Source organism: Collinsella sp. HCP3S3_E5 (assembly GCF_052067635.1).
Lineage (GTDB): Bacteria > Actinomycetota > Coriobacteriia > Coriobacteriales > Coriobacteriaceae > Collinsella.
This window is the reverse complement of the sequence record NZ_JBQHQF010000022.1, coordinates 1-26,402: the sequence shown is the minus strand read 5'-3', so window position 1 is coordinate 26,402 and position 26,402 is coordinate 1. Positions and strand designations below refer to the sequence as shown.

15 protein-coding genes and 2 tRNA genes are annotated in these 26,402 nt (G+C 59.0%); 1 reads left to right on the top strand and 16 read right to left on the bottom strand.

What is annotated here, in order from left to right:
• Window positions 1-645: 645 nt before the first annotated feature.
• From ACTM82_RS07260 to pstB, 13 genes are all read right to left on the bottom strand, one after another.
• Window positions 646-3,459: a phosphoenolpyruvate carboxylase gene (locus ACTM82_RS07260; protein WP_370450652.1), complete on the bottom strand. Its 2,814-nt coding sequence runs from the start codon at window positions 3,457-3,459 to the stop codon at window positions 646-648.
• A 257-nt stretch (window positions 3,460-3,716) separates the two neighbouring features.
• Complete coding sequence (hisS, locus tag ACTM82_RS07255) at window positions 3,717-5,030, bottom strand: histidine--tRNA ligase (RefSeq protein WP_427729192.1); 1,314 nt, start codon at window positions 5,028-5,030, stop codon at window positions 3,717-3,719.
• 308 nt (window positions 5,031-5,338) lie between these two features.
• Complete coding sequence (locus tag ACTM82_RS07250) at window positions 5,339-6,643, bottom strand: MFS transporter (protein WP_441055442.1); 1,305 nt, start codon at window positions 6,641-6,643, stop codon at window positions 5,339-5,341.
• 3 nt (window positions 6,644-6,646) lie between these two features.
• Window positions 6,647-7,945 (bottom strand): M20 family metallopeptidase, encoded by a 1,299-nt coding sequence (locus tag ACTM82_RS07245; RefSeq protein WP_441055444.1) that lies wholly within the window; start codon window positions 7,943-7,945, stop codon window positions 6,647-6,649.
• A gap of 116 nt (window positions 7,946-8,061) precedes the next feature.
• Window positions 8,062-9,045, bottom strand: a complete 984-nt coding sequence (locus ACTM82_RS07240) for a DMT family transporter (protein WP_441083553.1) — start codon at window positions 9,043-9,045, stop codon at window positions 8,062-8,064.
• Window positions 9,046-9,252: 207 nt separating this feature from the next.
• Window positions 9,253-11,442, bottom strand: coding sequence for a YhgE/Pip family protein (locus ACTM82_RS07235; RefSeq protein ID WP_441055448.1), 2,190 nt, complete (start codon window positions 11,440-11,442; stop codon window positions 9,253-9,255).
• Window positions 11,443-14,232 (bottom strand): YhgE/Pip family protein, encoded by a 2,790-nt coding sequence (locus ACTM82_RS07230; protein ID WP_441055450.1) that lies wholly within the window; start codon window positions 14,230-14,232, stop codon window positions 11,443-11,445.
• A gap of 474 nt (window positions 14,233-14,706) precedes the next feature.
• The gene (htpG, locus tag ACTM82_RS07225) at window positions 14,707-16,731 is read right to left on the bottom strand and encodes a molecular chaperone HtpG (protein WP_427719038.1); all 2,025 of its coding nucleotides are present in this window, start codon (window positions 16,729-16,731) and stop codon (window positions 14,707-14,709) included.
• A gap of 202 nt (window positions 16,732-16,933) precedes the next feature.
• The gene (locus tag ACTM82_RS07220) at window positions 16,934-17,470 is read right to left on the bottom strand and encodes a GNAT family N-acetyltransferase (RefSeq protein WP_427794314.1); all 537 of its coding nucleotides are present in this window, start codon (window positions 17,468-17,470) and stop codon (window positions 16,934-16,936) included.
• Window positions 17,471-17,472: 2 nt separating this feature from the next.
• Window positions 17,473-18,126 carry a YveK family protein gene (locus ACTM82_RS07215; RefSeq protein ID WP_441055452.1) on the bottom strand — a complete coding sequence of 218 codons (654 nt, stop codon included), beginning with the start codon at window positions 18,124-18,126 and terminating at the stop codon, window positions 17,473-17,475.
• A gap of 177 nt (window positions 18,127-18,303) precedes the next feature.
• Complete coding sequence (locus ACTM82_RS07210) at window positions 18,304-19,728, bottom strand: sensor histidine kinase (RefSeq protein ID WP_441088532.1); 1,425 nt, start codon at window positions 19,726-19,728, stop codon at window positions 18,304-18,306.
• Between the two features lie 3 nt (window positions 19,729-19,731).
• On the bottom strand, window positions 19,732-20,460 hold the full coding sequence (locus tag ACTM82_RS07205) for a response regulator transcription factor (protein WP_154517679.1): 729 nt from the start codon (window positions 20,458-20,460) through the stop codon (window positions 19,732-19,734).
• Between the two features lie 64 nt (window positions 20,461-20,524).
• Complete coding sequence (pstB, locus tag ACTM82_RS07200; RefSeq protein ID WP_441032237.1) at window positions 20,525-21,400, bottom strand: phosphate ABC transporter ATP-binding protein PstB; 876 nt, start codon at window positions 21,398-21,400, stop codon at window positions 20,525-20,527.
• Between the two features lie 251 nt (window positions 21,401-21,651).
• Here pstB and ACTM82_RS07195 point away from each other — a divergent pair, with 251 nt between their 5' ends.
• Window positions 21,652-22,992 (top strand): D-alanyl-D-alanine carboxypeptidase family protein, encoded by a 1,341-nt coding sequence (locus tag ACTM82_RS07195; protein WP_441055456.1) that lies wholly within the window; start codon window positions 21,652-21,654, stop codon window positions 22,990-22,992.
• A gap of 322 nt (window positions 22,993-23,314) precedes the next feature.
• Here the strand turns inward: ACTM82_RS07195 and ACTM82_RS07190 are convergent.
• The 3 genes from ACTM82_RS07190 to ACTM82_RS07180 all read right to left on the bottom strand — a co-directional run bounded on the left by ACTM82_RS07190 (window position 23,315) and on the right by ACTM82_RS07180 (window position 26,210).
• Window positions 23,315-23,405, bottom strand: a tRNA-Ser gene (locus ACTM82_RS07190).
• A gap of 96 nt (window positions 23,406-23,501) precedes the next feature.
• The gene (locus ACTM82_RS07185; protein ID WP_441055458.1) at window positions 23,502-25,688 is read right to left on the bottom strand and encodes a hypothetical protein; all 2,187 of its coding nucleotides are present in this window, start codon (window positions 25,686-25,688) and stop codon (window positions 23,502-23,504) included.
• A gap of 445 nt (window positions 25,689-26,133) precedes the next feature.
• Window positions 26,134-26,210 (bottom strand) — tRNA-Arg (locus ACTM82_RS07180).
• Window positions 26,211-26,402: the final 192 nt, after the last annotated feature.

The window sequence follows — 26,402 nt, the reverse complement described above, 5'->3', positions numbered from 1 at the left end:
GATAAGATTTTCGTGTCAAAAGTCTTTCAAAAGGTAGATCGTCCTCATGACTCGTCCCATCTGGATAACATGCGGCGAGAAACCAGGCATATATGAGCATCGCCAAGGCCCAATTGTCTTGCAAAATCATCAACAAAGGCAGCGAGGGCCGGCTATGGCCTTATGCATCGGTCTTTGGCTGCTGAAAACTCCGTTTTTTGCACGTCGCCCCAGGCACCACCCTCACCCAGCGGCCTTCCGCCGAAGCTGGACATCGCAGGGCCCGCCATCAGTTTACTTTTAGGCACACTCCGCAGGACGCAAGAAGCCCTCGCCGCACTCCACGCTATGCGCGAAGCGCGCCATTCTTCTCCTCAGCTTTAATTCCAGAGGACCGAGGACGAAGGGGCCCGACGGGTTTCCCTCTGAATGCATTCCGCAGCACGAAGCCCATTCCAAACGCGCGAAGCGCGCTATTATTCCTTCAGCAAGTAATCCGCCGAAGGACGGATATCGCAGGGCCCGCCATCAGTTTACTTTTAGGCACACTCCGCAGGACGCAAGAAGCCCTCGCCGCACGAAGTGCGCAGCGAGGGCTTCTTGCATGTCCGAGGACGTGCCTAAAAGTAAACTTATGGCGGGCCCGGACGACTGCAGGGCTATCGATTACCCCGTGTTCTGCAGACCTGCCGAGACGCCGGTCACAGTCGAAAGAATCAGGCTCATGTACTCGGCTTTCTTCTCCTCGGCCATCTCGTCCTGGTTCATACGCACCTCGCGAAGGGCGCGGACCTGGGCGATGGACAGGGCGTCGACGTAGGGGTTACGCACGCGAACGGCACAGCCGAGCACGCGACGACGCTGCAGCGGCCACTCGTCACCGACGATGGCAAGGACCCACTTACGGGTGAGCTGCATCTCGGTAAAGACCTTCTTGGACAGATCATCGCGGTCGCCCAGATGCAGATACATCTTGGCAATGCGCTGATCGGTCTTAGCAATCGACATCTCGATGTTATCGATAAAGGTGCGGAAGAACGGCCACTCCTGGTAGGCAGCCTTGAGCTGGTCAAGATCGCCCAGCTGCTCGCAGGCGGTGCCCAGGCCGTACCAAGCGGCCAGGTTAATGCGTGCCTGGCTCCAGCTGAAAATCCACGGAATGGTACGCAGGTCGTCGAGCGACTTGGCACCCAAGCCGCGCTTGGCGGGACGCGAGCCAATCGGCAGCAGACCGACCTCGGTCAGCGGCGTCACAGTCGAGAACCACGGTGCAAAGTCCTCGGTGTTCAGCAGGTCCAGATAGCGCTCGTGGCTTGCGGCGTTGAGTTTCTCGGCCATATCCCAGAACTTCTGCGTGGTCTCGGTGTTGGTCTTCTCGACGCTCGGGGCCGACTGCAAAAGCGTTGCGGCGGCAACGGACTCAACATGGCGCTGAGCCAGCGTGCGGTTGCCGTAACGGGCAAAGATGACCTCACCCTGCTCGGTGAGCTTAAAGAAGCAGTTGACCGAACCCTTGGGCTGCGCCAGTACGGCCTTGTTGGCCGGGCCGCCACCACGGCCCACGGCGCCGCCGCGACCGTGCATGAGCACCAGGTCGATATCGTTCTTCTCGGCCCACTTGGCGATGCGCTCCTGCGCGGAGTGCAGCGCAAGCATGGCCGTGGTAGGACCGGCATCCTTGGAGGAGTCGGAGTAGCCCAGCATAACCTCCATGCGGCGGTTGGTCTGGGCAAGACGCTTCTGCACCACGGGCAGCGTAAGCATCTGGTCGAGCACGTCAACACAGCCCTCGAGGTCCTCGAGCTGCTCGAACAGCGGGATCACGTCGAGCTCGGGAACGTCCTCCTCGTGTGCGAAGGACAGGTGGGCCAGCTCAAAGACGTCGGCCACATGCTGGGCACTCTTGGTAAACGAGATGATGTAGCGGTGTGCCATCTTCTTACCGTAGCGCTTTTGGATGGAGCCGATAGCGCGGAAGGTGTCGATGACCTCGCGCGTCATGGGCTGCAGGTCGCCATGGATACCGTTTTCGTGGATATCCTTAAGGGCGCGGGCATGCACCACGGAGTGCTGACGGAACTCCATCTCGACCATATGGAAGCCGAAGGACTCGACCTGCCAGATGATGGTCTGCACCGGGCCGTAGGCGGCACGGACGGCACCGCAGGCAGCCAGCGAACGCTGGACGACGCGCAGGTCATCCAGGAACTCGTCGGCGCTGTGATACATGGTGTCGGTGATACGGCGTACGGTGGCGTTCAGACGGTCGGCCATGACGAGCATGACGGCGCGATGCGGCTCGTGCTCGGAGATAAGCTCGGCGCGGGCCGTGTAATGGGCACTCATCTCGACCTGATGGTTCCACAGGTTGATGAGCTCGGCAGACGGCTTGCTGTAGGTGGCCTCGAGCGTGAGGTTGCGGCCGATGCGGCGGCACTTGTCCTCGAGCTTGAGCACCATGTGGGTGAAGTACTTGGCGGCGACCTCACGGCTCACCTTGGCGGTAACGTTGGGGTTACCGTCGCGGTCGGAACCGATCCAGCTGCCGGGATGGAAGAACGCCGGGCACAGCGGCGGCACGGTACCGGCCTTGTCACCCAGCACCCAGTCGTCAAAGCGACGATAGATGACGGGGATGACGTCGAACAGCGTGTTATCGAAGATGTCGATGATGGTATCGGCTTCCTCGACCGGCGTGGGCTTCTTGAGCGCGATGGGGCTCGTACGCACCAGGGCGTCGATCTCCTGCAGCATATGGCGCTCGTTCTCCACCAGGTCGGAGCCGCCCAGACGCGGACGCTCCTCCAGCAGGTTAGAGATACGGCGAATCTTGCCCTCGACGGCCTTGCGACGGGCCTCGGTGGGATGCGCGGTAAAGACGGGATGGAACTCAAGCTTGCCGAGCAGCTCGTTGGCGCCCTCGACACCCATCTCATCCACCAGCTGGTGATAGGCGACGGTGAGTTCGTTGGCGGGATCGACCTCGGTATCGGTCGATGCGCCGGCCTCACGCTCGCGCAGCTGCTTCACACGGTAGTTCTCCTCCGACAGGTTTGCCAGATGGAAGAAGCTCGTAAAGGCGCGGACGATAACCTGCTGCTTATCGAGCGGTAGGCTGTCGATCAAATCGACGACCTCGCGAAACGCCACAGCAGTGGGCTCGTCGGCGGTGGGCACGCCCTGCTCGTCGACGGCCTCGTCGGCGGCACGGCTACCGGGGTTGCCGGCATTGGCCACGATCTCGGCCGACAGAATCTTGTCGAACAGGTCCGCGATCTCGGGATCATACTCGCTAAGCACACGGCGCTCCAGGCGCAGGAACAGCGCAAGGTTGTCGCGCAGCTCCTCGGGAATCTCAATCTCGGCGAGACGCTCCCTGGACTCGGCATTCGAGCCGATTCGGTTAACGAGGCGGTTGACCACGGCAGCGACGCGCGCCGCGGCTTCGGGTACAGACTGGTTGCTTAGGTTCTCAGCCACGTTTCCTCCCATTCCTCCTTCTATGCACGTAACATGCGGTATTCATTATAGGCACTTGAGAAATACTTTCGACACTGATTGCGCTTTACCACACAAAAGTATTTTCTGCATTGCAAGGCTTTTTGCCCCAAATGGTCGTATTTCTCGGTGGGCGGCATATGCAAACGGGGACATTCCGCATAAATGCGAAACACCCCCGTAACAATCGTTCGCCGCGAGCGGGACGCGTTAGCGGACCCGCAGCTCAAAATGATGCCCTACAGGCGCTCGCGAACCGCCTCGACAACGTTGGCCAGATCGACCAGTACCTCGTCATGGCTCTGCATGTCGCGCACCTTGACCTTGCCGGCGGCAAGCTCGTCGCCGCCCAAGACCAAAATGAGCTTGGCGCCCACCTTGTCGGCCTGCTTAAACTGAGCCTTGAGCGAACGACCCTGATAGTCTGCCTCGGTCACGATGCCTGCGGCACGAAGCTTCTGCGTAATGGCAAAAACGTTCTGACGCAGTTCCTTGCCGGCGTTGGCAACGTAGACACACGGAGCCTCATCGGCACCCAGGTCGCTGCCAAAGGCCTGCAGGGCCAGCAGGGCGCGCTCAAAACCGACGGCGAAGCCGACACCGGCCGTGGGCTTGCCGCCCTCGAGCTCGACCAGGCCGTCGTAGCGGCCGCCGCCACCGATGGAGCCGACGCCGGCGCCGGGGGCCTCGACCTCAAAGACGGTACGGGTGTAGTAGTCCAGGCCGCGCACCAGGGTGGGATCCTCGACATACTCGATGCCGGCGGCATCCAGATAGCGCTTGACCTGCTCGTAGTGCTCGCGGCACTCGTCGCACAGGTTGTCACCCATCAGCGGGGCCTCGGCCATGATCTCGCGGCAATGGTCGTTCTTGCAGTCGAAGGCGCGCAGCGGGTTGAGCTCGGCGCGCTCGCGGCACTCGTCGCACATCTCGTCGGCGTGATCGAGAATGAACTGCTTGACCTGCTCGCGATAGGCCGGACGGCACTGGGCATCACCCATCGAGTTAATGAGCAGACGGAGCTTGGAAAGATCGAAGCCCAGACGCTTGTAGAACTCCATGAGCATAATGATGCACTCGGCGTCCGCAGCCGGATCGGGAGCACCGAGCCACTCGATGCCCACCTGATGGAACTGACGCAGGCGGCCCTTCTGGGGGCGCTCGCCGCGGAACATGGCCTCGGCATAGTAGGCCTTAAACGGCGTGGAGCCCTGGGGCACCAGGTTGTTCTCCACGACGGCGCGCACCACGCCGGCAGTGCCCTCGGGACGAAGCGCCAAGCGCTGTTTGGGCTTGAGCTTGGCATCGGTGCCCTCGGTAAAGACACGCTCCAGGTTGGCGCCGCTAAACACGCGGAACATCTCCTTGCGCACGACATCGGTCGACTGGCCGATGCCGTGGACAAACACGTCCACCTGCTCGATCGCGGGCGTCTCGATGGGCTTAAAGCCAAACGGCTCGAACACGCCGGCAGCAATCCGCTGCATCTTTTGCCAGGCGCGCATCTCGGCGCCGATAAGGTCGCGGGTTCCCTCCGCCTTCTGTGCCTGCATGGGCAAACACCTTTCTTTTAGTATCGCGTCATAGGTAGTGGTCATTATACGGCACAAAAACAAAACGCGGCGACGCGTCTGACCGAACGAGGGTATGGGGGCTCGTTCGGCCAGACGTGCCGCCGCTGCAGCCGATCCGCTTTCCTCCGCCCCCCTTCGAATCACACGATCTGTTGGGGACAGAGGAAAACGGATCATTTTGTATGCCCGTGGCCGCCTTGGAAACCGAATGATGGTACGAGCATCCATTCGGCTTCCAAGGCGGCCACGGACAGAACACGGGGCGAACAGAAAAGAGCGACGGACGTCTACTCCCCCGCCACGCTCGCACGCAGCTTAGCGGCGATGGGCTCGGATGCCAGCAGGAATACGAGCATGACCACAGAACACACCAGGCACACGATCCAGGTGCTCGCAAAGGAGCCCGTGGCATCGAACAGCACGCCCGAGACAATGGCACCCACGGTGCCGCCGACCATCTCGAGCGAGGTAATGGTGCCCGTGACCTTGCCCAGATCGGCCATGCCAAACTGCTTGGACGCGGCGATAGTGGGCGTGATGGTGCCCATGCACGTTCCGACACCAAAGCTCACGGCAGCCACGATGGGACCAAGATCGGTCGCGGGGAAGCACAGGGCGACGCAGGCGATAATGCACGCAACGGATCCCAACACGTTGCCAAAACGTAGGCCAAAGCGATCGTAAATGACGCCGAGCGAAATCTTGGCGATAACGACGGTGACCATATAGGCCGAAAGCACAGTGCCCGCCCACACGGGGTCGTGACCGCCCGTGACGATCTTGGCGCCGTTGACGGTAACGCTCGTCATGTTGGTGACCTGGTTGGGCAAGATGGCACCGTTAACGAGGCCCATAAAGAGGAAGGCGACGACAAGCAGCCAAAACGCCGGGCTCTTCTTGATGCGAGACCAACCGACGTTAACCTCGGGATCCGTGTGCTCGTCCTTGTCGCCAGCTGTCGAGACGGACGGATCGCCCGGGTTCTCGCCGAGCGGCTTAAGGCCTATCTCAGAAGGCTTGGTGCGGAAGGAATAGGCCGTGATGGGCAGCGCCGCCACCATGCAGATAGCCGCGAGCACCAGGAAGGCGGAACGCCAGCCAACGCTCACGATAAGCGAGCTCACGGTGGGAGACAGAACAGCGCCTCCAAAGCCCGAGCCCGAAAGTGCTATGGAGATCGCAAGACCTCGCTTGGCCGTAAACCAGTTGGCGGTCACAAGGCTAATGAGCAGGCGGGTCGAGGCGACGGCAAAGCAGCCCGAGACGGCAAAGAGCACGTAGACCTGCCACAGCTCACCGACAAAGCTCATCCCGGCAAGAACGGCAGAGGTGGCGATAACGGTAAGGGAACCCAAGATGCGACCGCTCACTTTGTCGGCAACATGGCCAATGACAAGCGAGCCGACAACGCTCACCACGGTTGAGATGGCGTTGGAGATGTTGTACTGAGCAAGGGAAATGCCCAAGTCGCTCACGATAAGCGGCTGAAACAGGCTCATGCAGTTAACGAAAATCGTGTAACACGTGGCCATGATGACAAAGCCGGAGGCCACGACGAGCCAACCGGGGAAGAATTTATGCTGCTGGGACATGGATTACTCCTTGTGGTCGGCGATATAGCCCAGGGCGACCGCCGCATAAGCCGCGGCGCCGAGCGGCAACTCGGCATCGCTAAAGCGTGCCTTGGGATGGTGCTGGGCAAAGTGCTCGTCCGTATCGGTCACAGCCGCACCGAACGTAAAGTACGCGCTCGGTATCTCGCTCGAGATAAGCGCAAAGTCCTCGCTCGCCATGGCATGGAACAGCGGCAGGAAGGCGGCCTTGGGCAACGTCGCACCCACATAGCCAAGCGAAGCCTGGGTCATATCGTCATCGAGCACGAGCGGGGGAACATCCGAGAGCGTCTCGATAGTCGCCGGCGTACGATAAGTCGTGGCAACGCCTTTGACGACCTCCGCAATGCGGGTCTTGAGGTGCTCCATGAGCTCAACGTCAAAGCCGCGCAATGTTCCCTCGAGCACGCAGGTGTCGGGAATCACATTGGCCGCTTGGCCACCGGCAAACTTACCCACGGTGAGCGCGACCTCCTTGGCCGCCGGCACCTCGCGAGCGATAAGCTCCTGGAGCGCCAGGTGCACATGCACGCCTGCCGTGATGGGGTCGATGCAGATCTCGGGGCTCGAACCGTGGCCGCCCTTGCCCTGCAGCGTGATGCGGAAACCGTACACGCCCGAAAGCGCCGGGCTGCCGTAGAGCACCAGGCCAAGCGGCGACTGGCCGTTGACATGCATGGCAAAAGCCGCCTGAGGACGCGGGTTCTCGAGCAAGCCGTCGGCGATGGCAGCACGTGCCCCCTCAAAGGTCTCCTCGCCCGGCTGGAACAACAGCTTGACGGTGGCATTGGCGTCGACAAGCGCGGCCTCGCGAGCCTTGAGCAGGCGCGCCGCACCAAGCAGCGCCGTCGCGTGCATATCATGACCGCAAGCATGCATGCAGCCATTGGTAGATGCAAAGGGCTCGCCGGATTCCTCGACAACGGGCAGGGCATCCATGTCGCCGCGCAGCATAACGACCGTACCGGCCTGTTCGTCCGTGCAGACGCCATTGCCCTGGGCCGCGGCGGCACCGGCACCGACAAGGCCCACAACGCAGGAACCATCGACGAGCGTGGAAAATGGGATGTCCATCTCGTTCAGGCGCGCTTGGATATACGCAGAGGTCTGTGGGAGATCGTTACCGAGTTCGGGCATCCGATGCAGGTCGTGACGCCATGCGGCAAGCTCATCGGCAAAAGCCTGAGCCTCTTTGACCAGACCGTCGCCAATGGCGGCTTGCGCCGCCGCTGAGGTCTGAAGCGCTGGTTGTGGTTGGAAATCGGACAGAGCTGGTGCCATAGATGCCCTCCAGTAAAGTTTTAGCAGCAAGCACTTTCATACTCTAAAGTGCAGGGCATAACTTTAAAGGCGACACATAAAAAACGCCGCCCCAGAGGGACGGCGCAACAGATTGTTTACAAACGCGCTCGCGGCTTTTTACGCAAAAAGTCAAAGTGCGTCTCGCTCAAGATAATCGACAGGAAGATGAGCGCAAAGCCGGCAAGCAAACGCGAGGTGAGCACCTCCCCCATCAGCAGCACCGAGAACAGCACGCCCGATGGCGACTCCATCGAAAGCAGTAGTGAGCCCGTCGAGGCCGGGACATGCGCCAAACCCACGTTTTGGATGAGCAAACCCACGCATGTGCAGCCCACCGAGAGAAATGCCATCACGCCAATAAAGCTCGGCGTCCACACGGATAAAGGCGCCTGGGTCTCGAACGGCAGCGAAGAGATCAGGCACAGCACACCGTTGCCCGCAAACATCCAAAACGTGATGACGTTGATGTCCATCTTGCGACCGTACTTAGCGGCCACCGCCATCTGGATGGCAAAGAAGACCGCGCCGCCCAGCGTAATAACATCGCCGGCATTGAACTCGACGCTATCAAGCGCCACCAAGCCAATGCCCGCCAGACACAGCAACGCGGCACCCAAGTTGTAACGGGTAAGTTTTTCGCCGCTTAGGACATAGCTCGCAAACGGAACCAAGATGCAGTACGTGCCCGTCAAAAACGCGCTTTTGCCTGCCGTGGTCTGCGCCAGGCCAATCGTCTGCAAACCGTAGGCACCCCACATGAGCGCGCCCATGCCAAGTCCAACAATCAGATTTCGAGCGTTGAAATGGGCAACAATGCGCTTGTGGAAGACGGCAAGCATGACCAGCGACGCCGGAAGAAAGCGAATGTAGAGCAGCTCGAACACCGGAATGGTATCGAGCGCGTCCTTCATGGTGGTAAAGGAATAGCCCCAGATGACCGCTATCGAAAGCAGCAAGACCTTCCAGAACAGCGGCGAGCGCGCACCGGCACCGCGAGAGGCACCGCCGGCACCCAGGTCTTCGCGGGCTACAGGGCTATCGGGCATATTTTCGATTTCAATAACGGCATGATGGGCCATAGGGCATCCTCGCGCTCGGTCTGGGCGTGGTGTCCGCACGCGCGCGACCGCATGCCGCCTCATGGTCAAATAAAAACGGGACGCGCCGGACCCCCGGCACGTCCCGCAACTGTAGCAACAATCAAGCAGCTCACGCAATTCAGCCCACTAAAGTATCGAACAGAAAAGCCTCGAAGCTCCGGCAATGTCAGCGTTCACATTGTTGCGCTAGATTAGTTTTGTACTCTCCAGCTTTTCGATAATCCAGTCGTTGGCTTTGATGACTGGACGACGGAAGACCACACCCAGGGCCAGCGACGGAATCAGATAGCTCGCCAGAATACCCAGCTCAACCCAGTACTCCATATGGTAGGCGCCAGCCATGGCGGCATGCATGGCGTTGATGCCATGGGTAAACGGCAGGAACGGATAGATCGCCTGGAACACGGGGCCGGTCATCTCGATGGGGAATGTGCCGCCCGAACCACCGACCTGCATGACCAACAGCACGACAGCGAGCGCCTTGCCGATATCGCCAAACGAAACCGTAAGCGTGTAGACGATATTGGAGAACACGAGACTCGCGATCCAGCCCGCTAGCACAAACTGCAGTGGGTTGTCGCACTGAATGCCAAAGAACAGGATGTCGCCCGCGCACACGAGCGTTGCCTGCAGCAGAGCCAAACCGCCAAAGAACAGGTAACGACCCAGGTAGATCTCGTGCAGGCGTACGGGGATGAGCTCGTTGATGAGCTCATCGTCGACCGAGACCTTCATCATGGCTGCCAGTACGATCGAGCCAACCCAGAGCGACAGAATCGTGTAGAACGGTGCCATGGCCGAACCGTAGTTGCGGATCGGATAGACCGGCTTGCGATCGAGCGCAACGGGGCCGGAAAGCGACGCGGCGAGGCCCTCGGGGTCGTTGCCGATCATCGTCTTGATCGTGGCTAGATCATCAGACATAAGGGCACCGTCGAGCTCGTCCTTAAACGCGCCGATCTTGTCCGACGCCTCGCCCAGCTGATCGGAAGCCTTGTTGACCAGCTTTGCAGCCTTGGAGAGGCCCTTTGACAGCGAACCGGATGCGTCGGTCAGGCCATCTACGGCGCTATCCAGATCGCCCGAGATACCATCGAGCGAGTCTAGAATGCCCGAGACGGTCTTCTTGAGCTCCTTGGCCTTAACCGAGAACGTGGAATCGTAATCGGATTTGGCGCCCGCGATGCCGGCCTTGGCATCGGCGATGGCCTGGTCGACCTCGGCACGCGAGTTGATGACCTTGGCCATGCTGTCGGAGAGAGACTCCTCGGTCGCCGTCAGGTCCTTCGCATTGTTGCGGTACTCATCGGCGATTCCGCCCAGCGACGTCGCGGCGGACTTGAGGCCGTCCTTCAAATTCTCATCGCTCACCTGGTCGGCAAGGCTGCAGAGTTGATCGGCCATCGCATCGATATCGTCGGCACGTTTATAGAGTGAATCTGCGCCATGTTTGAGCTGAGACACCGTAAGATTGACATGCTTGTTTGCAGCGTCGAATGCCTTTTCGAGCTCGGTGGAAACGTTATCGAACGAACCCGCGCCCCCATCAATAGCGGCATCGATCGCATCGCTGGCGGACTTGAGCGCTTGCTCGGAATCGGCAATACCGCTCTCGGCATGCTGCATGAGCTGCTTCACCGACTCCTCGGTCGATCCGGACTGCTTGAGCATACCGCTCGCCGACGTCAGCGAATCGGACGTGGAGCTCAAAATGCCCGCAAGCGACGTTGCACTGGCCTGAATGTCCTGCAAGTCCTGGACCGAATCGCCAAGCGTCGAGGACAGGTTGGCGATAAAGTTGCTCACCTGGTCGGTGCTCATGTAATCGAGCAGGCTGGACACCGTCTTAAGGCCGATGGTCGTGATGGTCTTGGTAAAGGTCTCATTGACTTGGCTCTGGACGGCGCTCGAGCCCTTCTCGGTCACGATCTGCGCGATGGCGTTGGCCTTCTGGTTCTCGTAAAACTCGATATCGGCGTGCTTCACCTCAGTCGAGAAAAGCGTCATCATGTCGGCGCTAAACGTTTGAGGGATAACGACGGCAGCGTAGTACGCGCCCGACTTAACGCCCTCGATCGCCTTATCGCGGTCGTTGAGGACAACCCAGTCGAAGTTCTCGTTGCCGCGCAGGGTGGCGGTTACGTTTTCGCCCACGTTAACCTCGACGGGAATCAGATCGCTCTCGTAGCCCTCGTCGGTGTTGACCACGGCAATCTTAAGATTGCCGGTGTTGCCGTACGGATCCCAGCTGCCGGCGATGTTAAACCACGCGTACAGGCACGGCACGATAATGAGGCCCATCACGACGACCATGCCGATCACGGAGCGAGACACGTTTTGGACATCGCGCTTAAACAGGTGCAGGATGTTTTTCATTTATGCCTCACCTCCTTTAGAGTGCTTGCCGAGCGGGGTGGTGTCCCCGTCGTTTCCGTTTACGTTGTCAACGCCGTCGGCATCTTGAGCCTTACGATGCGCACCGATATGCGGCAGACGGCTCGTGGGCTGTTCGCTGTCCTTGGTGCCCCGCTCGCTGGCGTTGAGACCAAACATGCGACGGGCGGCGGGGATGGCAGCCGTGTGCTCGCGCATCTCGCGGCGCAGGTCCTCGTCCGAAAGCGCCGAGATACGCATCTGGGTATTGAGGCTCGCGCGGATATATTCGATATTGATAAGCCAGCCGCAGATGGCAATAACCGAGATGATCCAAATGACAAGCAGGATGATCTTGCCGTTATTGTCGATATCGAGCACCGTCGACAGGACAAAGAGCAGGACCTGCACGCCTACCACGGCGGCAAAACCGCCCTTGATGTAGTACGGGTAGCGATGTTCAAAGGCGACCGCATGATCGAGCAGTTCGCGACGGTACGAATCCGAATCGAGCATGACGCGCATGGCCGTGCGCAGCGAATAGCGCTGGCGCGGCAGGTCGTTGGACTCGCAGATCATGAGGCCCGTCGTGGAAAGCTGCTTATCAAAGAGCAGATTGAGGTTGAGCAGCAACGGGCGCAGCTGCAGACCGATAAAGAGCGCCACGATCAAGAACACGCCCAGAATGCACAGGTTAAACAGGTAGTTGAACGAATACATGCCGCCGACGGTCTCGCGCAGCAGGTTGATGCCATAGGTGAAGGGCAGCAGCGGATGCAGCCACTGGAAGAAGCCGGGCATCATTTCGATGGGGTACATGCCCGACGAGCCCGGAATCTGCACGATAACCAGAATGACGCCGATCGCCTTGCCGATATGCTTAAACGTGGTGGACAGCGCATAGATGATATTGACGTAGGTGAACGAAATGGCGATGCCGCCCAGCACGAACAGCAGCGGGCTGACGCACTGCACGCCAATCACCAGATCGCCTACCGTAACGATAATGGCCTGGAACGCGCCCAGGATCACCAGCAGCAGCCAGCGGCCAAAGTAGCCCTGACGCGCCGTAAAGCTACCGATGCCCTCGCGGTCGACCTCGAGCTTGTAGATGGCGATGAGCACATAGCCGCCTACCCACAGCGCCAGATTGGTGTAGAAGGGCGCGATGCCCGAGCCAAAGCTCTTGACCGGATAGATTGACTTGGACGTCAGCTCAACCGGAGATGCCATGAAATCTGCCACGTCATCGACGTCGACGTCCATGAGGTCGGCCAACTCGCCCATAGACTCAGAGGTCTGCAGCGCCGCAATGTCATTGGCGGCGGTCGCGAGCTTGTCCTGAACCTTGGCAAGCGAGGCATCGGTCTGGGACAGCGTGGTCTTGGCCTGACCGAGCGTAGCGTTGAGTTGCGAAAGTGTACCGCGCGCGCTTGCAATAGTAGGCGTGAGGCCAGACACGATTCCCGTCAGATCACCCGAGACGGCGGCAAATGAATCAAGCGCGCTCGAGGCCTTCGGCAGCACGTTCTGCCCCAGATCCGTCTGAGCCTGATTCATGTTGGTCGTACCGGTTTTGATCGCTTTATCGATAGCATCGCTGGCGAACGAAACCGCCGTAGCGTCATCGTCAATATATTCTAACTGATCGGAGAGATTATTCTTGACGGCCTGAAGGCTCTCATTTTGCCCTCGAAGCATATCAATCGCAGACGCGATCAGCGCATTAACTTCTTCCGAGCCCGTCGGCGCGCTGTCGGCCAGCTTCTGCAGACTCTCGATAAGAGTCTTGTTATGGTCGATCGTCGCCTGAAGCGATTCGAGCGAGTTGTAGATGCGGGTGGTTGTGGACGTCAAAGCACCCGTCATCTTTCCGACCGCGGCGTTCGCAGAAACCGATGTCTTGCTCAACGCGGCGCTGCCCTCCGAGAGCGCCTTGGAAAGCGAGGTGATGGACTTGCCAGCCGTGGTGCGAGCTTCGCCCAGCAGATCATTACCCTGAGCGATTGCCTGCGTTAGCGAAGGCGCCTGTCCCTGCAGGCCCGCCAACGCAGCATCGGCCGAAGCAATCGAGCTGCTTGTCTTGTCGATGGCGGTGTTCATGTCGCCAATGGAATCGCGTACTTCGCCCAAGGTATCGGATGCTTCGGACACCGAACTTGCCAGCGAATCCTGGGTCTGGGTTGCCTTGTCCTTTAAATCGACTCCGGCATCCTTGGCGATACCGGCAACGGTCTCGCCCGCCGTGGAGACAAATTCCGAGTTGATCTGCTCCTCGATGGTGCTTGCACCGGTGTCGGTAACCTTCGGCGCAATAGCGCTCTTCTTCTCATTGACGTAGTACGTAAGCTTGGGCTGATGGTAGTTGCCGTCGAGCATCGAAACCAGGTTATCCGAGAAGTTCTTGGGGATTAAGATGGCCGCATAGTACTCACCGCTCTCAACGCCCTCTTTGGCATCGGCCGCCGAATCGACGAAGGTCCAGCCCAGCCGATCGTTCTCCTTGAGCTGATCGACGACCTTATCGCCCGCGTTGAGCTCGCCCACCAAGTCGTTTTGGGTGCCCTGATCGTTGTTGGCGATGGCAATCTTGATACCCTGGGTGTTTCCGTACGGATCCCAGTTGGCAACGATGTTGTACCAGGCATACAGCGAGGGAATAACGCACACGCCGAGGGTAACCACCAGGGCGACGGGGTTCACGATCAATCGCTTGATGTCGCGCTTAAAGATTGCAAAGGAAACCTTTGCATCGGATAGTTTGCTGCCGAGACTCACGCTTGGACCATCCATCCTGTCGTTGAATCGAATCGTACTATCGATAACCATTGTACGAAGGCGCTTTAGCGTCTCAGGGCACAATGGTATTGAGTTTTGCGGGTAGCAATATACTACGAAGATGAGTTAACGTACAGTTGTACAGTATCTTAAATTTCAGCAGGTCACAAAACCACAACCCGCACAAATTAGCAACCCAACTAGTCATTGGGGACGTTCTTAAACGACCAGTCAAACAAGAACGTCCCCAATGACTAGTTTGGACCACGGTAACGTCGATGTTTTGGCAATGCCAGCGAGCGGGCACCAGAGCGAACAAATTGGCATGAAAAGAGGACGGCATAGACCTTCTGGTCATGCCGTCCTCTTTGAATGACAAGTTGTCGCTCTGGTGCCCGCGCAGCGTCGACCGGTCCGCCGTTCGTTAGAACGGCGGAACTGAGGGTAGCGTCGAGCCGTTACGCGGTTCGTAGAACCGCGTAACTTAAGTTACATAAGCTCGCAGACAGCCGCCGCGAAGGCAACGGGGTCCTCGGGCAAAATACCCTCGACGAGCAGGGCCTGGTCATAGAGCAGGCCGGAGTACTGCTTGATCTTGTCGGCGTCGCCCGCCTTCTGAGCAGCGACGAGCTTGGCAAAGACCGGGTGCTTGGCGTTGAGCTCGAGCACACGCTGGCTCTTGGGCATACCGTCGGGCGCACCCTCGGGACCCTTCTGAAGCACCTTCTCCATCTCGAGCGAAAGCGGACCCTCGGTGGTGATGCACGCGGGAGCATCGGTCAGGCGCGCAGAGACAGCGACCTTCTCGACCTTGTCACCGAGTGCCTCCTTCATGGCGCTAAAGAGGTCCTCGTTCTCCTTAGTTGCGTCCTCGGCCTCCTTCTTCTCGTCCTCGGTCGCCAGGTCAAGATCGCCGGTAGCGACATTCTTGAGCTCCAGGTGACGATCCTCGACCTCGGGCTCGGCACCGTCGGCAACAGCCTTCTCGGCAGCCTCGCGGGCAGCGTCGTCCTCGTAGATCTTGGGCATATCGACGGCAACGTACTCACGCATAGCCTGGAACGTGAACTCATCCACATCCTGCGTCAGCAGCAGCACGTCATAGCCGCGGTCGAGTACGCCCTTTACCACGGGCATCTTGGTCAAGCGCTCACGCGAGTCGCCGGCGGCGTAGTAGATGGCCTTCTGATCTTCGGGCATGCCCTTGGCATACTCGGCCAGGGTAATCATCTTCTGCTCCTTGGCAGACCAGAACAGCAGCAAGTCGGCGAGCTCATCGGCCTTCATGCCATAGCTCGAATAGATGCCGTACTTAAGGCCACGGCCAAAGTTCTCAAAGAACTTCTCGTAGGCCTCGCGGTCGTTGTCACGCATATCCTCAAGGTCGGCGGTAATCTTCTTTTCCACACGCTTGGCGATGGCCTTGAGCTGACGGTTCTGCTGCAGCGTCTCGCGCGAGATGTTGAGCGACACGTCGGCGGAATCCACGACACCGCGGACAAAGTTATAGTAGTCGGGAAGCAGGTCGTCGCACTTCTCCATGATCAGGACGTTGGAGCTGTAGAGCGCCAGGCCCTTCTCGTAGTCCTTGCTGTACAAATCGAACGGCGCGCGGCCCGGCACAAACAGCAGGGCGTCGTACTCGAGCGTACCCTCGGCGTGGAAGCTGATGGTGCGCGCAGGATCGTCAAAGTCGTGGAACGTAGACTTGTAGAACTCGTCATAGTCCTTCTGCTCAACATCGGAGCTGCGCTTCTTCCAGATGGGCGTCATGGAGTTAACGGTCTCGAGCTCCTGGTAGTCCTCGTACTCGGGCTTGTAATCCTCCGGCGCGTCCTCGGGCTTGGGCTTCTGGCGGCTCTTGGAGACCATCATTTGGATCGGGTAGCGCACATAGTTGCTGTACTGCTGAATCAGGCTCTTGAGGCCCCACTCGGTCAGGAAGCGATCGTAGGTCTCGGCCTCGCCATCGGCGTCGAGTTTCTCGTTCTCGCGCAGCGTCAGGATGACATCGGTGCCGTGCTCGGCGCGCTCGCCGTCCTCGATGGTATAGCCCTCAAGACCGTCGGATTCCCACACATGGGCGACATCCTCGCCATAAGCGCGGCTGACCACCTTCACGTGGCTGGCGACCATAAAGGCCGAGTAGAAGCCCACGCCAAACTGACCGATGATGTCGACATCCGAACCCTGCTGCTCGGCGTTCTCGGTCTTAAACTCCTCGGAGCCGGAATGGGCGATGGTGCCCAGGTTGCGCTCGAGCTCCTCGGCGGTCATGCCAATGCCGTTATCCGAGATGGTAATGGTGCGGGCGTCTTTATCAAAGGAGACGCGAATAGCCAGGTCGCCCTGGTCGAGCTTGACGCTCGGATCCTGCAGGCTCTTAAAGTTGAGCTTGTCGACGGCGTCGCTCGCGTTAGAAATAAGCTCGCGCAGGAAGATTTCCTTGTTGGTGTAGATGGAGTTGATCATGAGGTCGAGCAACTTTTTGCTCTCGGTCTTAAATTGACGCATGTGCAGTCCTTTCGCGCTACCCCCGTCCGCAAAAACAGCCCGGTTACCCGAGCCGTATCGCAGACCTGCTATGTTCAGACTTAGATTTTATAACCCATTAGCGCGCATATATACATGCGGAATCGAAAAACTGTATGTCCGAGCACTCCGATGCGCCAATTGCCGAGGAGTGTCCCCAACTGTCGACAGAAAAGGAACGTCCCTATCTGCCATCTACGCGCTTGGCCATCCAGGCATGGGGCTGGCCCTCGTCTTCGTAGTCAACCGGGGCAATTTGTGTGTAGCCAGCCTTTTCATAGAGCGGCAACACGTATTCCTGCGCGTGCAGCTTAATTAGTCTAGCGCCAGCATCGCGTGCGCATGTATCGCTGGCCTCGACGATCGCGCTTGCCAATCCGCGACGACGCATAGCCGGCAGCACGGCGACGCGCCCCATAATGTAGGTCTCCCCCGCGGCGACGCCTTCGTCCAAGTCGCACGCCGGTGGCACCGGAGCCTCCGCATCTGCCGCGCGCTCCAGCTCCTCGGGAAACACGCGCGAGCAGCCGGTGAGTTGGCCATCCACATACAGCGTCACATGGATGCAGCCCGGGTCCTCGTCAATCTGGTCAAACTCGTTTTCATAGCCTTGTTCGTCCATAAAAACGGCGCGGCGCACCAGCGCCGCGTCCTCAAAGCAACCTGTCTTAAGTTGGATATCCAAGGCGGCCCCTTTATCGGTGTTCTTCGCCTTAGCCATGCCTATTTACCACCTTTCATAGCCGGAATTCGGCCAACAACGGGAATACCCAGGAGCTCTTCTGCCTCTTCGGCACCGCAGATACGCATGTTGAGTATATCTGCCAAAACAACGTAGGCAATTGCGATAAAGACGCCGGCAAGGAACGCAACGGCAACATACAGCAAGCGCTTGGGGCCGCTCGGAGACTCAGGGGTCTTGGCTTCATCGACCACGTTAATGCTCTGGGCGGCGCCAACATTCTGGGCGACCGTGCTTACCGAGTTGGCCATTGCCCTTGCAACCTTGGCCGTCTCCTTGGCATCGGCACCCGTCACCGAAAGCGTAATGACGCGCGTCGTAGTCTCGGACGAAACGGCAATCTTGTAATCATCCAAATCGGAAAGGCCCAGATCCTTGGCGGCACCGCTCTTAACGCTATCGCTGTCGAGCAGCGTGGCGATATCGTTGGAAAGCATCTGGCTCGCCGAAAGGTCGTTATAGCTCATCTGACCGCCGTCGGTCTTAGCGAGAATGTACATGCTCGTCGTGGCGGTGTAGGTATTGTCCATCATGGCAAAGGACGCGATACCCATGACGATCGCACAGACCACCGGAAGGGTAATGACCAGCTTGAGATGCTTTTTAAGCAGCTGGAACAATTCGAGAAGGGCCATGCAGCGTGCCTTTCAGTTCCCGAGTTCGTATTGACAAAACTGTCCATTTGTTATCGCATCTTTTTCCCATGTCCAAACTCTATACATAAGCTACAGCGCTTATAACAATCTTGCGCAACAATAACGCCGCACCGGCAACCCCGATGCGGCGTTTACATCAAGGCCAGCGGCCAAGCGCTATGCAAACGGCTCTTTCTGCTGTGCGGGAAACGTCACCGTGATGGTTGTCCCCACTCCCGGCTCACTCGACAGGTCGATATTGGCATGATGGTACAGAGCGGCGTGTTTGACGATCGCCAAACCCAGGCCGGTTCCGCCACGCGCCTTAGAGCGACTCTTGTCCACGCGATAAAAACGCTCGAACACTTTACCCTGCTCCTCGGGCGCAATACCGATACCCGTATCGGCAACAGACAGGTACGGATGACCCTCGTCATTGGTCCCGCAGCGCAGCGTGACCGTACCGCCAGGTCGGTTGTAGCGAATGGCGTTGCTTGCAAGGTTGTAGATCAGCTCGTCAATCAGGCGCGGCACGCCTTCGATCACCATGGGCTTCGTCTCGTGCCCAATGGTCACATTCGACTGCCGGGCAACTTGCTCAAGACGCTGTTCCACCGTCAAAATGGCGCGAGAGAGCTCGATGGGTTCTGTGGACCCAATGGGCACCGCCTCGCCCTCGGATGCTCGCTCCGCCTCGTCCAAGTTGGAAAGCGTAAGAATGTCGTTGACGAGCGCTGCCAGGCGGCCCGCCTCGCGATAGATGCGGCCACCAAAGTTGCGCAAGTCGTCCTCGCCCTCAACCATGCCGTTTGCAATAAGCTCGGCATAGCCCGAAATCGCGGTAAGCGGGGTCTTGAGCTCATGAGTGATATTGGCCGTGAACTCGCGGCGCATTCGGTCGTTGTCCGCTAGCACCGCCATTTGGCGCTTGAGTTCCTGGCGCTGCGACTCGATACGCTCAAGCATGGGGACCATCTCGGCATAGGCGTGCTCATAGCTACGGCGTGGGTGGTCCAAATCCACCTCTTGCAACGGCGCGATGATTGCACGGGACTCGCGGCGCGCCATAAAAAACGAGAGTACTGCACCCGCTGCTGCGATAAGCAGCATCGGCGCCACCATCGACAGCAAAATCGCCGCAACGCCAGGCTGGGCTTGCGCCAAGCGGACAACCTGGCCGTTATCAAGGGCGACGGCGCGATACAGCATAATCTCGTCGAGCGTAGAGCTTGCGCGCTCCGCGGAACCCAAACCACTCTCAAAGGCCTCGATGACCTCGGGGCGATCGCCATGGTTGGGCAGTGAGGAAGGCGACGCCTCGTTGTCGTAGGCAACCGATCCATCCTTGTTAATCAGCGTAATGCGCAAGTCCTCGCGATCGAGACTACGCAAGAACGGGATGGGCTCCTGCTGTTCGTCGAGGGCGGCAGCAATGAGCTCGGTTTCCTGCGCCAGATTGGCACTCGTGGCATCCGCCAAGGTGTTTTGCACAAAGAACGCACCCAGCACCGTAAACGCCACGATAACCGCCATGGCGCAAACAAAGATCGTCACAAAAACGCGGTGCGACAGCGTATGTTTTCCCTGGGGGGCGAAGACCACGGGTTACTCCTCCGATGCGGTGGCCGCGGTGTCGTCACCTTCGGCACCGTCACCGGCAGAAGGCTCGGCCAAGCGGTAGCCCACGCCGCGCACGGTCTCGATGGCGCTGGCATGCTCGCCCAGTTTTTGGCGAAGCGTCTGCACGTGCACGTCAACGGTGCGCGAACCGCCGTCGAAGTCCCAGCCCCACACGCTCTGCAGCAACGACTCGCGGGTAAAGACCACGCCGGGCTTGCGCATGAGGTACTCGAGCAGGTCGAACTCGCGCAGGGTGAGCTTAAGCGGCTCGCCGGCAACGGTCACCTCGCGATGGCTGGGCGAAAGCACGATATCGCCCACGCTGAGCACATCGCTCGCCTGCTTGACCATGCCGCCGCGACGCAGCAGTGCGCGGCAGCGGCTCGCAAGCTCCATGAGCGAAAACGGCTTAGTCAGATAATCGTCGGCACCGCCATCGAGCGCCATCACCTTGTCGAGCTCGGTATCCTTGGCGGTAAGCATCATGATGGGCACCGTCTCCGTCAGGCGATCGGCACGCAGGCGACGCATAATCGCCAAGCCATCGGTATCGGGCAGCATGATATCGAGCAGCACGGCATCGGGCACCCGTCGCGCCACGGCAGCCTTAAACTCACCGTCGCACGAAAAGCCTTCGGCCTCGATCCCCTGCTTGCGCAGCGCATAGACCGTCAAATCCCTGATGTTGTCATCGTCCTCGACGTAATAGATCATGTTGAACCCCTTTGCGGTCGGCATGACCGCATCTTAATCCTAAAGGTACCTTTACTAGATGGTATCAGCCAAAACGTCCCGTCAAATAATCCGCCGTACGCGGGTCGGTAGGATTTTTGAAAAGCTGAGCGGTGGGCGCGTGCTCCACCAACTCGCCTAGCAAGAAAAACGCGACGGAATCGGATATGCGCGCCGCCTGCTGCATATTGTGTGTAACGACCACGAGCGTGCAGGTCTCTTTGAGCTCGCAGGCCAGCTGCTCCACCACGAGCGTCGACACGGGATCGAGTGCCGAGGTCGGCTCGTCCATCAACAGAATATCGGGCCGCACGGCAAGCGCACGGGCGATGCACAAACGTTGCTGCTGTCCGCCCGAAAGCCCCAGACCAGACTCCTTGAGTTTGTCCTTGACTTCGTCCCACAGGGCAGCGCGGCGCAGGGAATCCTCGACCAGCTCATCCAGCACAGCGCGATCGCGCACACCCATACCGCGGGGGCCATAGGCGACGTTGTCGTAGATGCTCATGGGAAACGGGTTGGGGCGCTGGAACACCATGCCCACGCGCTGGCGAAGGCGGCAGATGTCGTAATCGCCCAGGATATCTTGACCATCGAGCGCAATCTTGCCCTCGATGCGGCAGTCCTTGATGCCGTCGTTCATGCGGTTAAAGCAACGCAGCAACGTCGACTTGCCGCAGCCCGAAGGACCGATAAACGAGGTAATCTGCTTGTCGCGGATCTTGATGGACACATCCTTAAGCGCGTGGTGATCGCCATAGAACAGGTCGAGGCCCTCGACATCGATGCGCGTCGGCGAGGTGGCAAGGTCCTCTGCCGTGGGGCGAGTCGCATCTCCAATTTCGCGCTCATGCGCGGCCTCGGCCTGCGCTTCCATTAGCTCCTCGAGCTCCGTGGGCCCCACAGCCGCAGCAGCCGTCATACCGCATACCTCCACATCGATATCAAATCAGCAGTATCGATAGTAAAAATCGCAGCTCATATATGCGTGAGCGTATTGTCAAGTGTTTGTAAGGACCTCCTCGATACGCGACGGGCAATCATATCGACCGTGCACACCCAAGCGTCCGCTCAGACACGAAGATAAACCGCACGCGCCAAACCCCAAGCGGCACAGCCGGCAAACGATATACTCTAGAGCCAAAGGAGACCATCCCGTCGAAAGCGAAATCAGTGAAGCATCTCACCCCTCTTGTAAAGCGTTCCGCGCAGCTGACCGTTGGCCTTGCCTGCGCCGTCACCCTTGTCGCCGGCATTCCGTCCGTCGCCGGCGCCCAAGTGCTCACGACCGATAACATCTGCGGCAAAGCCGCCGATGCACGCGGCATTGCAGCCGAAGACCTGCCCGATATCGATGCCTCCAATGCGTTTGTCATGGGTAAAAACGGCACCGCCTACTATGCCCGTAGCGCCGACGAGCAAGTCAAAATCGCCTCGATCACCAAGGTCATGACTGCAATCCTCGCGGTCGAGAACTGCAAAATGGACGAGAAAGTCACCGTGAGCAACGCGGCGGCAACCGTAGGCAACTCGACCGCGGGACTCCTCGAAGGCGACGAGCTCACCGTCGAGCAAGCGCTGCGCGGCCTGATGATCCCCTCGGGCAACGACGCCGCCATCGCGCTTGCCGAACACGTGGGCAAAAAACTTGACCCCAAGACCAAAGATGCCGTCGCTACGTTTGTAAAAGCCATGAACGAGCGGGCCAAGAAGCTCGGCTGCACGGGAACGCTCTTCGAGAACCCGCACGGGCTGGATTTTGACGAATGGGCCGGCGATATGCATTCAACCGCACACGATGTGGCATTGATGATGCAAGAGGCCATGAAGGACGACACGATTCGCGAAGTCATGGCGAGCAAAGATCCCTGGATCGAAGTGACGGGCGCCGACGGCTCCGATCATTCGCATTCCATGGATACGCACAATGTTTTATTGGACCAAGACGGCAATATCGGCGGTAAGACCGGCACCACCGACGATGCCGGATACTGCTTTGCAAGCGCCTACGATCGCGATGGCGACGAGATCTATACCGTTGTCTTGAACTCCAGCACCACCGACCAGCGTTTTGCCGATACGGCCACACTTGCTAGTTGGTATTACGACCACAAGGTAACGGTCGAAATCGCCAATACGCAAAAGAAGACCGCCAACGGAAATCCGCTGATGGCACGTGTCAGTCAAACCGACTGGACAGACAAAACGATCGACGCCACGCTTGCCGACCCCACCGCGCAGGCAACGGTGTTCTCACTCGCCGGCGAAGTGACCGAAAAGGTTAGCTACGATGACCTTTCGGGCACGGTGCATGTTGGCGATAAGGTGGGCAGCGTTACGCTTAAGCAGGACGGCACCAAGATTGCCGTCATGGACCTGGTTGCCGACGAGGAAGGAACGGGGCCCAATCCCATCGAGTGGCTGCTCGTGAAGCTCGACCGCCTGGGCCGCCGCATCGACAACCGCCCGCTCACAGCCGAGAGCGAGACCGTAGCCAAGGCTCCTGAGGTGTAGGGCCAAAGCGTTATCACATCGAACCAAATGAGGCGTCCAACGGGGCGCCTCATTTTTTGAGGTTTCGAATCCCCAGCTAACGTTCTCCATACCAAAAAGGGCCCCTTACGGAGCCCTTCTTCAAATTCGTACTGGCGGAGAGCTGGGGATGTCCGGGCATGCTACGCATGCCCTCCGGCTTCAAAGCCTAGCGGCTTTTCGCCCACGGGCGACAAACGCTTTCGCGTTTGCTTAACGCCCGTGCCCTCTCGGGTTCGAATCCCCAGCTAACGTTCTCCATATCAAAAAGGGCCCCTTACGGAGCCCTTTTTCAAATTCGTACTGGCGGAGAGCTGGGGATTCGAACCCCAGATGCCCTTTTGGGGCATACTCGCTTAGCAGGCGAGCACCTTCGGCCTCTCGGTCAGCTCTCCGTAACAGCCGTTCCATAGTAACCAAACACTCGAATCCGGGCAAGGGGAAATTTTGATAATTGGCCGGCAGGCTTTCCTCCCCCATAAATCAAACCCCTATCCCAACGACCGGCTGAGGGAGCCGAGCTCATCGTTTCCCATCGTGCGCCACATTTGGAAGATGCAGACGCGTGCCAGGAAAAAGAAACCGTTATCGACCAGCTGCACAGCAGCGTCTGCCAGCTGGTTGGACACGGCAGGCACCGGCGGCAGTTCGAGCCCGGCCTTACTGATGGCCTCAACCGCTTCCTCGAACGTCGGTGGCTCATTGACACCCATCTCGTTCATAAGGCCCTGCATTTCCTCCAGTGCGTTGCTACCCGGCTCCTCACCGCGCGGTACCAAGCGGTAGCACGCCAACGCCAGCTCGAGCTGATCGCAGTTCCAGTAGGCAAACGCTAGGCGATAGAACAGGTAGCCGATTGCGGAACGGTCACTGGCAATGCGCAGGCCGTGGCGCGCCACCTCAATGACCTCGTCATAGCGCTCCAGACGCGCCAGCACGTTGATGAGTGCAAAGTGTGATTGCATGGATGAGCGCGCCAGATCGTAAAGATGACGCACCTCGGGCAATGCCCGCTCAAAATCCTCCTGATCGGCGTAAAAGCTGCAAATCTCATGCTGGGCAAAGTACAGCGCATCGGGAGCGCGCAAAATACGAAGGGAGCGGTCTTCCTCCATTACCGGCAGCACCATACGCACCAGTTGGTTGTCGCAAAACAGCGTCTGGACCGGTCCTGTCGCCAAAAGCTCGGCAACGGCGCACTTGGCCTCCAGCTCCTCAACAAGACGGGAAAAGCCCTCAAACGCACCCGCGCGGTCGACTTTTGCCCGCTCGCGCAACTCAGCGACGCGCGCCACATACGGGTCATCGCCCTCCTCCATAACCTCAAGCTCATCAGCCGTATCGGCAAGCAGCAGGTCGCGCAACGCCGGCGGCAGCGAACGGTGGTCGTCACGCGGGCGAGCATGAACCTCAGCGGGCTCAATCGCATCCGGCGCGTCCGACTCATATGCCTCAAGCATGCGCTTGCACGGCATATCATCCATATCCATGCTTTCAAAATTCTTAGCGGCGGGAACGCAATTGGCCAGATAGGCCGCACGCCCAAAGGAATATGTTGCAACAATGCGCTCACCCTGTTCGCCATCGGGAGCCGCAATCTGAACGTAGCAGCGCGTAATGCTGGCACCGGCAGCAAAGCAAGCCGCTGCCAGCGTGAGCGCCACGCGCGCGTCGTGCTCCGCGGCCCATGCTGCGCGCTTAGGCTCATCCACCTCGCGCCAGGCATCATCTTGAGCATCGTATTCGCGCTGCGGCATAGCATCGACAACCGTGCGGCCAAATCGAACCAGCATGATGCCCTCGGCGACGTTCGCTCGATAGGTGTAGTCGAGCCGCGTGACCACGTTGAGTGCTTCTACGATACGTGCAAAGCGGGTGCGAACGTCCCACTCGCCACCCGGCTGGCACGCAACCGTCCCCGGTTTGGCCCACGGGTTGTCATTCGACAGCGTTTCGAGCAGGCGAGGAACGTCGTTTGTCGTCTTGCTGATATGCCATAGGTCAAAGAGCGCGCAGCCCTCAAGGCTCGGCGAGGATGCCGCAGGGGCCAATCCGGCCCCAATACGCTCAAGGATGCCGGAGAGGCGGTTAAGACGACACTCGATAGCAAGCAGCATGTCAATCTCGTCCTGGTCCAGCAGGCTACGATCAAAATTGAGATAGAACAGCTTTGAGCGGTCGATACGCGCTAGGCCCATCTCTGACTTGGCAGCGATGGTGCGCAGTCGGGGCAAATCGACCTCGCTCATAAGGGCGGCGGCATAACGCTCGATACCGCTCGGATTATCGGCATGGTCAACGCGGTAGAGCAGCGTCTCGATAGCATCGGGGAGCGGTGCCGTGTTAAAGCCCAAAAACACCTCGACCGGCTCGGGCAACTTTACGAGTTTGATCTTGTTGGCGGTGTTTTTTATACCCTCATCGAGCTCGTAGACAGGTACCGTGTTCGCAAGGGCGTTTTTGGGGTCGGCAAATATCACGTAGCGCAAGAACATCGAGGCCATAAACTCGCCATAAGGGAGAGCACGGCTCGAATTCCATGTCTCGTGGTCGGACTGCTCACGCATGGGCCCTTCGGGAGAGCCGGCCGTTCGCGCGCAAGCGCGCATTGCACCGTTGGCTCCCCGCACCAAAATCTCGCCAACACTGGAATCGGACTCGTCAAGGACCAATTTCATGTCGGGGTTCTTGGGCAATGGCACTTTCTGAACAGGGCCGTCAACCTTATAGACCTCACCTGACACGCTCACGTAGCCCAAAAGCGATATGTGGCTTTTGCCTACGAATTCGACGACGTAGCAAGACTCTTTAGGATCCTCGCCAAAAACTTTCCAGACAACACCATACGAGCGCCCCGCGGGTTGCTCTGGCATCGATGGAAAACGCTTTTTGGGGTCGAGAAACCTGAGCTTGTATGTCGGACGCTCTGCCACGAAATATCACCCTGATCGGTCGTCTAGCGAAGGAGTGGTCACGGATGGGCCGCGACATCTACTCGGAATCTTACACGAGTCGATAAGAAATAGTCTCCCGCGGGCGGAGGCGCACGATTCCAGTCGAGTGTCTGGGGTCGAATGGCGGCGTAAAAGAAAAGCCCCCGTTGCCGGAGGCTTTAAGCTCAATTGGTGCGGCGTATAGGATTCGAACCTATGACGTTCTGATTCGTAGTCAGACCCTCTATCCAGCTGAGGTAACGCCGCAACGCACGGATTATTATGCACGCGAGGCCCCGACGGGTCAAGCGACAATTTGAAAAAATTTTACGATGTGGTGATTATGCTGCTCGCGCCTCGACCGAGGTTCGAATCCATGCATGGCTTCCAAAAAAGAAAAGCCCCCGTTGCCGGAGGCTTCAAGTTCGATTGGTGCGGCGTATAGGATTCCGCGCATCC

Coding starts and splice junctions, on each gene's coding strand:
- hisS (WP_427729192.1), bottom strand. CDS start 5,030: ATGCAGGCACAGAAGGCGGAGGGAACCCGCGACCTTATCGGCGCCGAG.
- ACTM82_RS07250 (WP_441055442.1), bottom strand. CDS start 6,643: ATGTCCCAGCAGCATAAATTCTTCCCCGGTTGGCTCGTCGTGGCCTCC.
- ACTM82_RS07245 (WP_441055444.1), bottom strand. CDS start 7,945: ATGGCACCAGCTCTGTCCGATTTCCAACCACAACCAGCGCTTCAGACC.
- ACTM82_RS07240 (WP_441083553.1), bottom strand. CDS start 9,045: ATGGCCCATCATGCCGTTATTGAAATCGAAAATATGCCCGATAGCCCT.
- ACTM82_RS07235 (WP_441055448.1), bottom strand. CDS start 11,442: ATGAAAAACATCCTGCACCTGTTTAAGCGCGATGTCCAAAACGTGTCT.
- ACTM82_RS07230 (WP_441055450.1), bottom strand. CDS start 14,232: ATGGATGGTCCAAGCGTGAGTCTCGGCAGCAAACTATCCGATGCAAAG.
- htpG (WP_427719038.1), bottom strand. CDS start 16,731: ATGCGTCAATTTAAGACCGAGAGCAAAAAGTTGCTCGACCTCATGATC.
- ACTM82_RS07220 (WP_427794314.1), bottom strand. CDS start 17,470: ATGGCTAAGGCGAAGAACACCGATAAAGGGGCCGCCTTGGATATCCAA.
- ACTM82_RS07215 (WP_441055452.1), bottom strand. CDS start 18,126: ATGGCCCTTCTCGAATTGTTCCAGCTGCTTAAAAAGCATCTCAAGCTG.
- ACTM82_RS07205 (WP_154517679.1), bottom strand. CDS start 20,460: ATGATCTATTACGTCGAGGACGATGACAACATCAGGGATTTGACGGTC.
- pstB (WP_441032237.1), bottom strand. CDS start 21,400: ATGACGGCTGCTGCGGCTGTGGGGCCCACGGAGCTCGAGGAGCTAATG.
- ACTM82_RS07185 (WP_441055458.1), bottom strand. CDS start 25,688: ATGAAATTGGTCCTTGACGAGTCCGATTCCAGTGTTGGCGAGATTTTG.